Source organism: Clostridium sp., from assembly GCF_030532265.1.
Classification (GTDB): Bacteria; Bacillota; Clostridia; order Clostridiales; family Clostridiaceae; genus Clostridium.
Genome location: NZ_JAUNLM010000005.1, coordinates 7,910 through 23,550 on the forward strand (window position 1 = coordinate 7,910; position 15,641 = coordinate 23,550).

The following is a 15,641-nucleotide window of genomic DNA, read 5'->3' on the forward strand; positions in this document are numbered from 1 at the left end:
TTTCTTAAATATATTAATTATTACATTAATATTAATAATTAAATATTAATATAATCATCTATTATATTAGAATTATTCTAAAAACTCTTATTCGTCATAAGAGCAAACTATCACATTAAATATTTAATTCTATATTTTTCTATTTTATTTCTTTTACAATTAATATACTTTATATTATTAACTTAATTCTATTTTATGCAAAAAAATTTGTACTAAAATTATATTTAGTACAAATTTTTTTATTATTTTTCTAATTTTCCATTATAATTTCCTGTTCCACCTGAAACGTTTATTATTTTATATCCTTTTCTCTCTAAAAAATCACAAGTTCTACTGCTTCTTACTCCTGACTGACATATTATATAATACTCTTTATCTTTAGTTAAATATTTTTCAGGTTGGTTAACTATATTTTCCATAGGTATGTTTTTTGCATTAGGTAAATGTCCATTATTAAATTCATATGGTTCTCTAATATCTATTAAATTTATATTTACTAATTTATCTTTTAAATCATTCACTTTTACTGAATTATATTTTTTATCTAAAAATGAAAACATAATCTTCCTCCTCTCTTTTAATAATTTTATTTTTATATAATTATTATACACTTATATTATTAATCTATATATTATAATAATTTCCCATATTTTTTTATATAAATTTTCTTAATAACATTTACTAAAATCATATAAGATAATATTGTTAAAGTTAAATATATAAAATATACTCCCGGCATTGGTTTCATATCTAAAATTTCTCCAAATGAAGTATATGGAATAATTGTTCCAATTAATATTGCAAGTCCTGTAAATAAAAATACTGAACTTGAAGCTCTACTTTGAATAAATGGAATTTTTGGTGTTCTTATCATGTGTATTACTAAAGTTTGTGTCCATAGTGATTCTACAAACCAGCCCGCATTAAATACTGCTAAAAATACTACATTATTAACTCCTGAAGCTCCATAATGTCCACCTGCTACAATCGGGCATATTATAAAATATAAAATTGCATAAGTTGTTATATCAAATATTGAACTTGTTGGTCCAAACCATACCATGAAACTTCCAATTGATGAGGCATCCCATTTACGTGGTCTTTTCAAATATTCCATATCAACCCTATCCCATGGAACTGCTATGCATGAAATATCATATATAAGATTTAATACTAATATTTGAATTGGTAGCATTGGTAAAAATGGTAAAAACGCACTTGCAACTAATACACTAAACATATTTCCGAAATTAGAACTTGCTGTCATTTTTATATATTTTATTATATTAGCGAAAGTTTTACGTCCCTCAACAACACCTTTTCCAAGTACCATAAGGTTCTTTTCTAAAAGAATTATATCTGCTGATTCTTTTGCTATATCTACTGCTGTATCTACTGAAATACTAACATCTGCTTTTTTCATTGCAGGAGCATCATTTATACCGTCTCCCATAAATCCAACAACATGTCCATCATCTCTTAATACTGATACAATTCTTGCTTTTTGACTTGGTGATAATTTTGCAAAAACATTTGTATGTCTAACAATTTTTTTTAGCTCTTCATCTTTCATATCTTCAATTTCTGAACCTAATAATATATTTTTAACATTTATACCAACTTGACTACATACATATTTAGTTACTTTTTCATTATCTCCAGTTAATACTTTAACTTCTACTCCATAATCATGTAAAAATTCTATAGCATCCTTTGATGACTCCTTTGGTGGGTCTAGAAAACTTATATACCCCATAAGAACCATATCACTTTCATCTTTCACTGAAAAACTACCTTCTGGTGATGGATTATTTTTTTGTGATACTGCAACTACTCTCATACCATTTGTATTAAGTTTACTAACAGTTTCTAATATTTCTTTTCTTAATTCCTCTGTTAACTCTACAATTTCATCATTATATTCTGCATAAGAAGATATTTCTAGCATTTCTTCAACTGCACCTTTTGTTATTAATTGAGTTTTTCCATTTTGGTCCTGTAAAACAACAGACATTCTTCTACGTGAAAAATCAAAAGGAATTTCATCTACTTTTTTATATTTTTCACTTAAATTAGAAAATCCTTCTTTATCTCCATATTGAAGTATAGCAACATCAAGTAAATTTTTAAGTCCTGTTTGAAAGTAACTATTTAAATAACCATGCTTAAGTACTCTAATATCTTCATTTCCATGTATATCAAGATGATTTTCTAAAACTATTTTATCTTCTGTAAGTGTTCCTGTCTTATCAGTACAAAGTATATCCATAGCCCCAAAGTTTTGTATTGAATTTAAGTTTTTAACTATTGTTTTATACTTTGACATTTTTACAGCACCCTTTGCAAGGTTTGTTGTAACTATCATTGGAAGCATTTCTGGAGTCAATCCAACTGCTACTGATAACGCAAATAGAAATGCTTGTAACCAGTCACCTTTTGTAATTCCATTAATAACAAATACTACGGGAACCATAATCGCCATAAATCTTATTAATAAAAAGCTTACTGAATTTACTCCTTTATCAAAGCTTGTCATTTCTTTCTTTTCTGTTATAACATTTGCCATACTACCAATTACTGTATTATTACCTGTACTTAATACAATTCCTATAGCAGTACCACTTATAACATTAGTTCCCATAAACGCTAAATTTTCTAATTCAAAAGTACTTTTTATATCTTTTCCCTTAGTTTCTTGTGATAGATCTCCATACTTTTCTACGGCCTCTGATTCTCCAGTCATTGCTGATTCACTTATAAATAAATCTTTTGCAAAAATAATTCTTATATCTGCAGGAATCATATCTCCCGCATTTAGCTTTACTACATCTCCCTTAACTATTTCATCCATAGGAATTTCAATATCTTTACCACCTCTAATAACAGTTGCTGTTGTTTCAATCATTTCTTTAAGTTTCTCACCAGCTTTATTAGATTTTCCTTCTTGGAAAATACGTAAAATACCACTAATCGTTACCATTACTAAAATTATAATAACAGTAGTTAAATCTTTATCTTTTGGAGCTGGAATAACGTAATCAGTAAAAAATGATACTATTGCTAATAATATTAATACTAATGAAAAAGGATTTATAAAAGCATCAAAAAGTCTTTTATACCATGTTATTCCTTCTCCGTAACTAATCTTATTGTAACCATATTCTTCAATTCTTCTTTCAGCTTCTTCTTTTTCCAAACCTTCTATTTTTGTATTTAATTTTTTAAAAAATTCTTCTTTCTCTAATAATCCAAATTCAATTAATTTTTTATTTATTTCTTCTCTTCTTAAATTAACTTTATTATTTGAAAAATCTTTTCTTAAAATTTTCATGTTAAAACCCTCCTTACTTTTTAATAGTAATGAGAATTAGGCATAAAAAAACCTGTCAACTAAAGCTTTAGTAGACAGGCACTTAATTTTAAGTCTCTATATTTTCAGGCAAAACAAATAAACCAGATACTGGCTTCGTATTTTTGATATATTATTTATGTTTTGCTTAATTAAATATAGGCTTCTCAGGTGCCCATCAATTCCCAAAATACTACTTGCAGTTTCCAATTTATTTTCACCTCACTTATTTATTAAAATTATTAGTAATTTAAAAAATAAAAAAATCCTTGTTAAAATCTTAAAAGCAGAACAAGGATAATAATCTTTAAATTACCTCGTTCAAGCTTCAACTCCGTAGGGCAATGAAATTGCATTAGAATACGCCTTGAAATTCGACGTATACTGCTAACCTTCAAATTAATGTCTCCATTAATCCGCGGCAGCAACCCGTATCCCTATGGTAGCCTCACCTACCGAGAACTTATTTAATTTATAAATTTACTATGTTTTATATCATTGTAGTAATGAAACTTAATTTAGTCAAGCATATATAATTACTTTAATACAATAGTAACTTATTGTTAACTTTTGTTAAATTTATATTTAATCTAATTTAAAATTAAAATTTTTTATTTTTATTTATAAATTAAAAATAATTTATATATATTTTTTTTATCAATATTTAATGATATGAAAACCTTTCTAATTGTAAAAAAGCTACTCATTTTGTATAATCTATTGTATACCATTTAACAATATTAAAATAGAAGGAGAAAAATATTGAATATTTTAGTAGTTGATGATGAAATTAGTATATTACAACTTATAAAAATGAACTTAGAATTACAAAATTATAATGTTATTACAGCAACATGTGGAAATGAAGCTTTAGACCTTACTATAAAACATAAACCTGACATAATAATTTTAGATGCTATGCTTCCTGATATAAGTGGTTTTGAACTTATTAATAAAATTAAATTAATTAAAGATGTACCTATAATTATGCTTACAGCTAAAGACGATATTAACGATAAAATTTTAGGGTTTAGACTTGGTGCAGAAGATTATATTACTAAACCATTTAACAGTACGGAATTGTTACTTAGGGTAAAAGTTATCTCCAAACGATTAGAAAAAACCTCTGAAGAAAAACCAACTTTACTTTCCTTTGGAAATCTTAAAATAAACCCTATTGAAAGAAAGGTTTCTATAGATTCTAATTATGTAGATTTAACATTTAAAGAATTTGAAGTTTTACTTTGTCTTGCTGAAAATAAAGGTAGAGTATTTAGTCGTGAAGATTTATTAAATAAAATATGGGGATATGATTTTGAAGGAACAACTAGAGCTGTAGACATTTTAATTCAAAGGCTTAGAAAAAAATTAGGCTCTTGTCAAAAATATATAAAAACTTTATATAAAGCAGGTTACAAATTTGATATTGAAGATGAATCTAACTCTTAAACAAAAAATAATTTTAACTAATATATCAATTTTAATACCTATTATAGCTTTTATATATATAATAACCTTCAATACCCTTTCAGAAAATTTATTAGATAACTCTCTTAAATACTTACTTAAAGAAAATACAACTATGGGGGCATACATAGAAAACTTATTAGAATCAAACAAAAATCCAAATAAAGAAGAGGTTTTTAAATCACTTTCTCCATTTATTGCTACAAATTTAAGTAACAGGTTTGACACAAGAGTTCAGATAATAAGTAATTCAGGACAAATATTTTATGATTCTGATAAAAAACAATTAAGCCTTTATAATTTAGATATAGATAAAGCATTAGAAGGTTCAGAAGCTTACATAATAAAAAAAATTGATGGTGTTCCCTACATATTTTTGTCTACACCAATTTTTTATAATAATATTAACTGTGGTGTATTAAGACTTATACTTAAAAATGATTCTTACGGAAGCATATTGAATAATACCCTATTAATAATGATTTTAGTTAGTATCATTTCATTAGGTATAGGTATAATTTTAATATATAACTTTTCAAAAGAATTAGTAACACCATTACTTATGTTAAAGGATAAAACACATGAAATTGCTAATGGTAATTTTGGTGAAACAATAGAAATCAAAAGTGGAGATGAAGTAGAAGATTTAGCAAATACCTTTAATATAATGAGTAAAAATATAGATGTTTATATTAAAGAACTTAAGTCTGCAAAAATTAAACAAAAAAAATTCTTTGACAATATATCTCATGAATTCAAAACCCCTTTAACTGCAATAATTGGTTTTTCAGAAATAATACCAAAGTTATCAGATAAAGAAAAAGTTATACATAGCTCTTCCCTTATTGAAAAAGAAGGAAGAAGATTATTATCTTTAGTTGAAGAAATATTAACCATATCAAAAGGAAATAAAGAAAATTTTTCAATTGAATCAACTTATATAGATATAAAATCTTTAATTGATGAATGCTTGTCTATTTTAAGTGTAAATCTTCAAAAATATCATATTCAAGTAATAAAAAATTACGATAACCTTTTTATATACGGCGATTATGATAAAACAAAACAAGTATTTATAAACATATTAATTAATTCAATAAAATATAGCGGATGTGAGTATATAAAAATATCCTCAAAAAACCTTAATGATAGAATAGAAATTTATATATCAGATGACGGAATAGGATTTGATATAAATAATATGTCAAATATAAACAATATAAAAGGAAACGGTTTTGGGCTTAATATATGCAAAGAAATTTTATCTACTCAAAATGGAAGTTTTAAAATTGAAAGTATTTTAGATGAAGGTACAACTGCAACATTAACATTTTTTAAACAAAGGAAATAGTCCTTTATAAATAACGAAAGGATTTTTTATGAATAAGAATTTTAAAAATATTATTGTATTATATATAGCTTTTATAATTTTAATTTTATCTTTTTTACTTTATTCAACAAAAGCAATTTATAATAACTTAACTATTATAGATAGTTCTAGTTTTAATAAAAAAAGTTTTTCAACTAAATTTCCAACAAAAATAATAATACATAATGACTACTTAGGCACTACTACTTCAACTGATAATTTACTTATGAATGATACAGTTCAATATTTCAATGACATAAAATCTTCAAAAATGTCTAAAGAGAATAAAATTAAAAATACTAACACCATAACAATATCAGGTGAAATATTTTACTCAAACGGCACTTCCGAAAAGTATAAAGTAAATAATCACCTAACCATTGACAATAAGAAATTTTATGATGATTCATATTTGATTAATACTCTTAGAAACAGCTTATTTAATAACTTATATACTTATCCAAACATATTAAATATATTAAAATCTAATAAAACAAAAATTATTTATGAAAAAGAAAACTTATCTTACACGCTTAATAATGAGAAAAAAAAGAAGCTAATAGAATGTTTAAATAAATTTAGTACTATGAAAGATAATAAAGATTTTTTAAATACTAATCTTAATGAGGATTCAAAAGGTGTTTTAAAAATTTTTATAAATGGTTTAAACACTATTAATGCAAATAATACAATATACATTGCTATATATAAAAATTATTTAGCAATTCAATATTTAGGCGATGAAAATGGTAAAAATATTTATATTAAAGGTGAACTAAATGAAAAAGATTTTAAATAAAAAAGTCATAATTATCTTTTTTATATTAATATCAATTATTTTTATTATCTTTGCCTTTAAAAATAAAGATAATAAAAAGGATAAATTGAATCTAAAAGGAAAACATTTAACAGTTTATGTAGCAATGAGAGAAGAAGAAGCTATATCACTTTTAGAAAAATTTAAAAAAGAAACTGGCTGTACATATGAATTTATAAAACTCCCTACCGAAGAAGCTGTTAATAAAATATTAGCTGAAAAAGGAAAATCAAGTGGTGATATATTTATAGGAGGAAGTTGTGATGCCTATGAAGTTTTAAAGTCACATGGAGCTTTAGCAAAATATAAATCACCAAACTCTAATGATATACAAGCAAAATACAAAGATCCAGATAGCTACTGGACTGGATTTCAAGTTGATGTATTAGCAATAGGAATAAATAAAAAAATATGGGATAAGGATTTTAAAAGTAAAGGAATTTCACTTCCTAAAACCTTTGATGATTTACTACAAAAAGAATATAAAGGAAAAATAATAATGCCTAATCCTGAAACCTCAGGTACTGGTTATACATTTTTAGCTTCTTTATATCAAGAGTTAGGTAAAGATAAATATAAAGAATATTTATCCAAATTCACAGAAAATGTACCTGCCTATACTGTAAGTGGTTTTAATTCAATTCAAAGAGTCTCATCTGGTGAATATGCAGTTACAGTAAACTTTTTAGGAGATCAACTTCTTCAAAGTAAATTTAACAAAGATATAATAAGCATAGTTCCTAAAAACACTGGTTGGAATGTAGATTCTATAGCAGAACTTAAAAACTGTGTAAATAAAGAAGCAGCAGAAAGCTTTATAGATTTTATATTATCTCAAGAAGTTGCTAATAATTTATCTAACTATTCAAAGGCTACCTCAACAAAACAAGCCAATAATAACATATATAATACTATATTTTTAGATTACGATTTCAACAAAGCAGCTATGAATCGTGACGAAATTATGAATATATTTAACAAAAATGTATATAAATAATAAAAGCTACAACAAAATCTCCTAATTGTTACATTTGCGAAACAATTAGGAGATTTTGTTGTTAATTTTTTATTTTATTATATTAATGTGATTTAAATACAGAAAACGTAATCAATTTATTATGTTTTTAGGGAGGATTTATAAATGTTTAATTTTTTTAAACCTGCACCTGCAATGCCAAGGTTAGCAAAAGATAAAATCCCTTCAGCCTACAAAATGTATCGTTTAAGAGTTTTTCTTATGATATTTGTTGGTTATGCTGGATATTATCTAGTTAGAAAAAACTTTGCAGTTGCATCACCATTTTTAATTAGTAATTATCACTTTACAAAAACTGATATAGGTTTAATTAGTACTGGACTTGCTGTAGCTTACGGCTTAGGTAAGTTTGTTTTAGGAAGTTTAGCAGATAGATCAAACGTTAAATATTTCTTAGGTTTTGGTCTTTTAGCATCTGCAGTAGTAAGTATCCTTATGGGATTCACAAGTACTGTTTGGATATTTTTAATACTTATGATTATAAACGGTTTATTCCAAGCTATGGGAGCACCTCCATGTTCAATCGTTATAGGTAAATGGTTCTCACAAAATGAAAGAGGACTTAAAATGGGAATATGGAATACTTCACATAACATTGGTGGTGGACTTATAGCTCCTTTAGCTACATTAGCTTTAGTATTATTTGGAGCTAGTAATTTCCAAAGCATATTCTTCTTACCAGCAGTAATATGTATAGTAGTTGCAATATTCGTATTTATAGTTGGAGCTGATACTCCAGAATCAGTTGGATTACCTCCAATTGATGAATATAGAAATGACTATTCAGAAATCAAAACTGAAGAAGACCCAGTAAAATTATCAACTAAAGAAATAATTTTCAAATATGTTTTAACTAATAAATATGTTTGGTATTTATGTTTAGCAAATATCTTTGTTTACTTAATCAGACAAGGTGTTGTTAACTGGATTCCAATATACTTACACGAAGCTAAGAACTTTACAAATGCCGATGCAAACTGGGCTATGTTCTTATTTGAATACGCAGCAATACCTGCATCAATATTACTTGGATGGTTATCAGACGTATTATTTAAAGGAAAACGTGCTCCTTTAAGTATAATATGTATGGTAGGAGTTATCTTCGCTGTTGTAGCTTACTGGACAACTTCTAACTACATGGTAACTATGATATCAGTAGCTGTAATAGGATGCTTTATATATGGTCCACAATTATTAATAGGTATGAACCTAATTGATATTGTTCCAAACTTCGCTGTTGGTGCAGCAGTTGGATTATCAGGACTTTGTGCATATATCCTAGGTGAGCTTATGGCTGACTTAGTTATAGGATTTATAGCTGATAACTTTGGATGGAATGGAGCATTTATTTTTATAATATGCGGAGCAGTAATTGCTTTAATCCTTCTATCATTAACTTTAAACACAAAAAAAGCTAACAACCATAATAATTAATATAAATAAACAAACCTTTCTTATTGAAAAGACCAGATGAATATTCATCTGGTCTTTTCTTTTTAATGAGTTCCATGGACAACATCAAAACCTTCTTTTTTTAAAATCTCCTCATGCTTTTTATACGTCTTACACTCTCTTTTTATACAATCTGATATATGTACTACTTTAACATTATTTTTCTTTAACTGACTTAACTTATGACTCCAATTCTCACCTTCTATTAATGTATCTTTACATCCTATACAATAGAAGAAACTTGCAAGCTCCTGTTTATTATTTTTATATATAGAAAAATATTTATCAGAATTATTATATGCCTTAAAGCATCCTGATCCTGCACACTTTCCTATAAGTTTTCTACATGCCATTATAGCTATACTCATCTTTATCATCCTTTAATCATTAAATTATAAACAAATGTTATTTTTCTTAATTAAATATAATTATATCTTTTTACTTATATTTAACCTACAATAAAATTACTACAAAATTTATATTAACATCTTTATTTATATAAAGTCTATCTGAATAAAATTAAAATAACTTAAATACCAAACTAATTTTTATATTTAAATACATTTATATAGTTATTTTAATTTTATATCTAATATACTGTTTAAACTTATTTATATTAACTTTTTAATGTGATTTAATTATATAGTATTCACAAATAAAAAAACTTCCTAACAATAATCAGTTAAGAAGTTATAAAAGTAACTATTTTAATTATTAATTTATTAAATTAATCTTAATCTTCTTTTCCAAATTTACCATGCATAAGTAATCCTACTATATCTGATAAACGACCTATTAAATTACCAACAATTATTGATATTAATACTATCTTCCAGTTACCATTAGTTCCAAATGTTGAACATGCTCCTAAAAATGCTCCCGGAATAAATGTTAAAGGCTTAGCCTTAGATTGAAAACACATAACAAAAGAAAAAAATCCTGTAAGTATATAAGCTATATATGGAGAGCCAAAATAATTAGTTCCTCCAATTATGCACATAGCCCAAATTATTCCTGTAATATTTGCAACAATTGATTTTTTAAGACCAACAGCCTTTCCTCCTGATGCAAAATAACTAGTAAATCCTATAAACCCAACCCATGTCAATAATCCAAGAGCATCGCTTATAAATGCCCATAATGCAGAAAAAATCCCAACACTTATAGCCGATACCGTTATTAAATCCATACTGTTTCCTCCTGAGTAAAAACAAAAATATATTCATGATTTCAATAGAATTATACCATATTTTTAATACATTATTTAAGTTTATGCTTATATTTTTAGTTTATCCTAAATAAAATATTTATACTAAAAAAGGATGCTTAAAAGCATCCTTAACCAAAATAATATTTATTTAATAGCAATTACCTCTATCTCTACAGGTGCATCCATAGGTAATTTTGCTACTTGTACACAACTTCTTGCTGGTGGATTTTCATTAAAGTATGTTCCATATACTTCATTAACTGCAGCAAAATCATTTAAATCTTTTACAAAAACAGTTGTCTTTATTACTTTATCAAATCCTGTTCCTGCCTTTTCTAAAATTGCTTTACAATTTTCTAAACTTTGTTTAGTTGCAGCTTTTATTTCTGTTTCTAAAACTTTTGTTTCAGGGTTTAATGGTAATTGTCCTGATGTATAAACTAAATTTTGAATTTCAATACCTTGTGAATATGGTCCTATAGCAGCTGGTGCCTTTTCTGTGTTAATTACTTTTTTCATAACATTTACCTCTTTTCATATTAATTTATCTTTTAAGTATTATTATTTATTTTTTAATACTAAGCATATTTATAATAAGTCTAGAAATAGAAATTTTTGATTAACTATTTCTATATATTTATATTATTTTTTCTTTTTATAAAAAGTATCTTTAAGTGGAAGTTCTGTTCTAAACACTCCATCTAATTTATAATAAGCTCCTTGTACAGCTGGGGCAGTTGGTATACATGTAATTTCTCCAACCCCCTTAGCTCCAAATGACAATTCTGCTGTATTTTTCTCAATTATTATAGGTTCTATTTCTGGTATTTGATTTGCTCTTAAAAGACCTAATGTTCCAAATTTTGATTTTGGTACACTATTTTCTATAATGTAATCTTCAGTTAATCCATAACCAAGTCCCATTACAACTCCGCCTTCAATTTGACCTTCTACACTTCTTGGGTTAATTGCACGTCCAACATCATGAGCTGCAATTACTTTTACAAGTTTTCCTTTGTCATCTATAATTACAACTTGAGTTGCATAACCATAAGCTACGTGGCTTACTGGATTTTCTTTAGGACTACCCATTGGGTCAGTTACACCTAGATATTCACCATAGAACTCTTCACCTTCAAGCTCCTCTAAAGTTTTATCTCTTAATGCATCTCTAAGCTTCATTGCTGCAATTTTTGTAGCTTCACCTGTAAACACTGTTTGTCTTGAAGCAGTTGATGTTCCTGAATCTGGAGTTATTTTAGTATCTGGTGTTTCGTATACTATATCTTCATTTTTTAATTTAAGAACTTCACCAACTATTTGAACAACTACAGTTCCAAGACCTTGACCCATACATGCTGCTGATGTTCTAATATGAATCTTACCATCTACTACAGCAACTCTACATCTACCTGTGTCAGGAAGCCCAACACCTATACCTGCATTTTTAAATGTACAAGCAATTCCGGCTCTATCCCTATTAGCATAATACTCATCTTTAACTGCATCTAGAGTTTCAACTAATCCAGTTCCTTCATCTGCTATTTGTCCATTTGGTAAAACTTGACCAGGTCTTATAGCATTTTTATATCTTATTTCAAATGGATCTATACCTACTAATTCTGCAAGTTTATTTAAGTTACATTCAGTTGCAAATGCTGATTGAGTAACTCCAAAACCTCTAAATGCTCCTCCTGGAGTATTATTTGTATAATAGGCCTTTCCATCTATATCTACATTTTGATAATTATATGGTCCTGCTGCATGAGTACAAGCTCTTTGAAGGACTGGACCTCCAAGTGATGCATACGCACCTGTATCAGCAACTATTACGGCTTTCATTCCTGTTAACATACCATTTTCATCACAAGCAGTTGTAAATTCCATTTCCATTGCATGTCTCTTTGTATCTACTATAATACTTTCTTGTCTTGGTAATACCATTTTAACTGGCTTCTTTGTTAAATATGCAAGAAGTGCTGTATGATGTTGACAGCTCATATCTTCTTTTCCACCAAAACCTCCACCAACATACTTAGAAATTACTCTTAATTTATCTGGACCTAAATCTAATAATGATCCTATTTCTCTTAAATCATCATATATACTTTGAGTTCCTGTATAAACTACTAAGCCATCTTCTCCTTCTGGTACTGCAACAGCACATTCTGGTTCTAAAAAAGCATGTTCAGTAAATGGAACTTTATATTTATAAGTAACTACATACTTAGAGTTTTTTATAGCTTCATCAGCATTTCCTCTTACTAAATGCTCATGTGATAAAAGATTTCCTTTTTCATGTATCTTTGGAGCATCTTCTTTTGCTGCTTCTTCTGGTGATGTAACTGGCTTTAATTCTTCATATTCAACTTTTATATGCTTAATAGCTTCTCTTGCTATTTCTTCAGTTTCTGCTGCTACTAAAGCAACTGCATCACCTAAATATCTTGTTTCTTCTCCAACTTCTACAAGTGCTGGAGTATCTTTAAATATATGTCCTAAATATCTTTTTCCTGGAATATCCTTTGCAGTTACAACCTTTACTACACCTTCTATCTTTTCAGCTTCACTAATATCAATTGATTTAACTAAAGCTCTTGGATATTTAGTTCTAAGGGCAACTCCATGAAGCATTCCATCTATTCTAATATCATCAGCATATTCACCTATTCCAAGAGTTTTTTCCATTGCATCAACTCTTTCTAATCTTTCTCCAACTCTTGGTATTCCTTTACAAGGTACTTTTGGTACTTCTTTGTTTTCTCTAAATATTTCAGCAGCCATCATAATAGCTTTTTCTATTTTTACATAACCAGTACATCTACATATATTTCCTATAAGTGCCTTTTTAACTTCTTCAGAAGTAGGATTTAATGTTTTATTAAATAATCCTTTAGCACTCATAACCATTCCTGGTATACAGAAACCACATTGAACAGCTCCTGCTTCTGTAAATGCATAAGCAAATACATCTCTTTCTCTTTCTGTAAATCCTTCTATAGTAGTTATTTCTTTTCCATCAACCTTATCAGTAGTTACTACACAAGCCTTTTTAGCAACTCCGTCAATTAAAATAGTACATGTTCCACATGCACCTTCTGAACATCCATTTTTTACTGATGTTATATTACAATCTTCTCTTAAGTATGTTAATAACTTCTTATTCTGATTTACAACTTTCCTCTCTCCATTAAGTATGAATTCAGCCATAACTTCCACCTCTCATAGTCACACTTGTTTTGTATATACTAACAAAACAAGTTTTCCCATATAATCTTATATCAAATTATTATGTTCCCCTTATATAAACATATTCTTTAAACAGATATTTATATTCTAATAAATATCTAAAAATTTTCTGTTTTATTAAAACTAATAAATTTAATAAATTTATTACTATTAAATAATTATTATTTTTATTATTAATATTAAAAGATAGTAGGGTATTTTTTTATTACTTAATTAATTTTTAATATTATACTTAGATTTTTGAACTATAAAATTTTGGGTAATCTATTTTTTATCATGTTTAGCTATTTTGTAAGTGTCATACTAATGTGTACTTAACATTTGAAGGTCTTAACGCGTAATTATGTTATTTCGCAATATTAATTTGAATAATATTTTATTATTAAATTTAAGTAATTTAAAATAAAATACCCAAACTACCATCTTTTCAAAAATAATTTATTTGTTTTGTATATCTATTTTTACTTATTTATATAAACTCAATATAAATAAGTATCAATTTAAAATTATTTATATTGGATGCTTAATGCATGTTTTGGACATCTTGTAACACATAATCCACATCCAAAACACTTATCTTTATCAATTATTAATTTATCTGAAACTTCAATTGCATCATATACACAGCTTGTCTTACATATTCCACATTTAATACATAAGTCTTGATCTACTTCTGGTGCAATTGATGTTGTTCTAAAATGTCTATCAGCTGACTTTTTATGAGCTAATCCAATTATTTCATTTACATCTTTATAACCGTGGCTATCTAAGAACTCATCTAATTCTTTAGCTATTTTTCCATAAACGCTAGGTCCTTTTAATATAGCCTCTGTACAAACTTGAACTGCAGTAGCTCCAGCCATTAACATTTCTGCTGCATCTCTTCCGCAAGTTACTCCACCAACACCAATTATAGGAATATTTATAACTTGTGATGCATCATATATATTTCTTATTGCAACTGGTCTTACTGGTGAACCTGAAAGCCATCCATATCCTTTTTCACTTCCCATAATTGGGTAACCAGTTTCAACATCTATTGCCATACATGGTCCTAATGAATTAATCATTACTAATCCATCTGCTCCTGCTTCTTCTAATGCTTTAGCAATTTTTTGAATATCAGTATGAGGACTCATTTTCATGAATACTGGACAATCTAATGCAGCTTTTGCTGCCTTCATAGCCTCAACAATTGGAGTTACATCTGTTCCTACATAGTGAGTTGAAAGTTCAACTGCATCTGCATAAGGTTTTACAAGAGGAGCAACCTTTTCTATTTGCTCTTTTGTATATCCCATACTAACAATCATTGGAACTCCAGCTTCTTTTGCTCTTTTATATTCTTTTTCAATCCATTGTTCCTTTGGTAATTCTGACCATAATTCTGTATTTAAAAATCCTGAATTTGTTTTTCCCATACAAGGTCTTGGTACTGGAGCTGGATCTACTGATATTGTTTTTGTAACAATTCCACCTGCTCCACCTTCTACTGCTTTAACACAAAGATCTCCATCTTTAGCTCCTGGACCTGCTGCAGTAAATACTGGATTATTAAATTCCATTCCTAATATATTAACCTTTAAACTTGCCATTTTGACTCCCCCTAATTACCATTAGATTTTTTATATTATTTTTCTATAAAATTTTAATTTTATAGATTATCTTAAACTAATAAATTTTAATGTTATT

Annotated in this window: 12 protein-coding genes and 1 riboswitch; of the genes, 5 read left to right on the forward strand and 7 right to left on the reverse strand. The window is 27.2% G+C overall.

The annotated features are described in order from the left end of the window. Positions 1–242 precede the first annotated feature (242 nt). Both Q4E08_RS02390 and mgtA read right to left on the reverse strand, forming a co-directional pair. Positions 243–560: a rhodanese-like domain-containing protein gene (locus tag Q4E08_RS02390; protein WP_303127854.1), complete on the reverse strand. Its 318-nt coding sequence runs from the start codon at positions 558–560 to the stop codon at positions 243–245. A 71-nt stretch (positions 561–631) separates the two neighbouring features. Continuing rightward, positions 632–3,331, reverse strand: a complete 2,700-nt coding sequence (mgtA, locus tag Q4E08_RS02395; protein WP_303127856.1) for a magnesium-translocating P-type ATPase — start codon at positions 3,329–3,331, stop codon at positions 632–634. Between the two features lie 325 nt (positions 3,332–3,656). Then, positions 3,657–3,816, reverse strand: a riboswitch (M-box (ykoK) riboswitch). Positions 3,817–4,111: 295 nt separating this feature from the next. Here mgtA and Q4E08_RS02400 point away from each other — a divergent pair. From Q4E08_RS02400 to Q4E08_RS02420, 5 genes are all read left to right on the forward strand, one after another. Next, positions 4,112–4,798 (forward strand): response regulator transcription factor, encoded by a 687-nt coding sequence (locus Q4E08_RS02400; protein ID WP_303127864.1) that lies wholly within the window; start codon positions 4,112–4,114, stop codon positions 4,796–4,798. Then, positions 4,770–6,167 (forward strand): HAMP domain-containing sensor histidine kinase, encoded by a 1,398-nt coding sequence (locus Q4E08_RS02405; RefSeq protein ID WP_303127866.1) that lies wholly within the window; start codon positions 4,770–4,772, stop codon positions 6,165–6,167. The genes Q4E08_RS02400 and Q4E08_RS02405 overlap by 29 nt, the downstream gene beginning before the upstream one ends. Positions 6,168–6,195: 28 nt before the next feature. Then, entirely contained in the window at positions 6,196–6,984 is a 789-nt protein-coding gene (locus Q4E08_RS02410) for a DUF3919 family protein (RefSeq protein WP_303127869.1), read from the forward strand. After that, a complete protein-coding gene (locus Q4E08_RS02415) occupies positions 6,965–7,999 on the forward strand; it encodes an ABC transporter substrate-binding protein (RefSeq protein WP_303127872.1) in 1,035 nt (344 codons plus the stop codon). Before Q4E08_RS02410 ends, Q4E08_RS02415 begins: the two co-directional genes overlap by 20 nt. Before the next feature lie 144 nt (positions 8,000–8,143). Continuing rightward, positions 8,144–9,472, forward strand: coding sequence for an MFS transporter (locus Q4E08_RS02420; RefSeq protein WP_303127875.1), 1,329 nt, complete (start codon positions 8,144–8,146; stop codon positions 9,470–9,472). A gap of 62 nt (positions 9,473–9,534) precedes the next feature. Here Q4E08_RS02420 and Q4E08_RS02425 read toward each other — a convergent pair whose 3' ends face one another. From Q4E08_RS02425 to Q4E08_RS02445, 5 genes are all read right to left on the reverse strand, one after another. Continuing rightward, a complete protein-coding gene (locus tag Q4E08_RS02425) occupies positions 9,535–9,858 on the reverse strand; it encodes a CGGC domain-containing protein (RefSeq protein WP_303127877.1) in 324 nt (107 codons plus the stop codon). A gap of 365 nt (positions 9,859–10,223) precedes the next feature. Beyond that, positions 10,224–10,679: a DUF1097 domain-containing protein gene (locus tag Q4E08_RS02430; protein ID WP_303127880.1), complete on the reverse strand. Its 456-nt coding sequence runs from the start codon at positions 10,677–10,679 to the stop codon at positions 10,224–10,226. A gap of 165 nt (positions 10,680–10,844) precedes the next feature. Next, positions 10,845–11,219, reverse strand: coding sequence for a RidA family protein (locus Q4E08_RS02435; RefSeq protein ID WP_303127882.1), 375 nt, complete (start codon positions 11,217–11,219; stop codon positions 10,845–10,847). A 123-nt stretch (positions 11,220–11,342) separates the two neighbouring features. Next, a complete protein-coding gene (xdh, locus tag Q4E08_RS02440) occupies positions 11,343–13,910 on the reverse strand; it encodes a selenium-dependent xanthine dehydrogenase (protein ID WP_303127885.1) in 2,568 nt (855 codons plus the stop codon). A 545-nt stretch (positions 13,911–14,455) separates the two neighbouring features. Further along, positions 14,456–15,544 carry a 4Fe-4S binding protein gene (locus tag Q4E08_RS02445; protein WP_303127888.1) on the reverse strand — a complete coding sequence of 363 codons (1,089 nt, stop codon included), beginning with the start codon at positions 15,542–15,544 and terminating at the stop codon, positions 14,456–14,458. Positions 15,545–15,641: the final 97 nt, after the last annotated feature.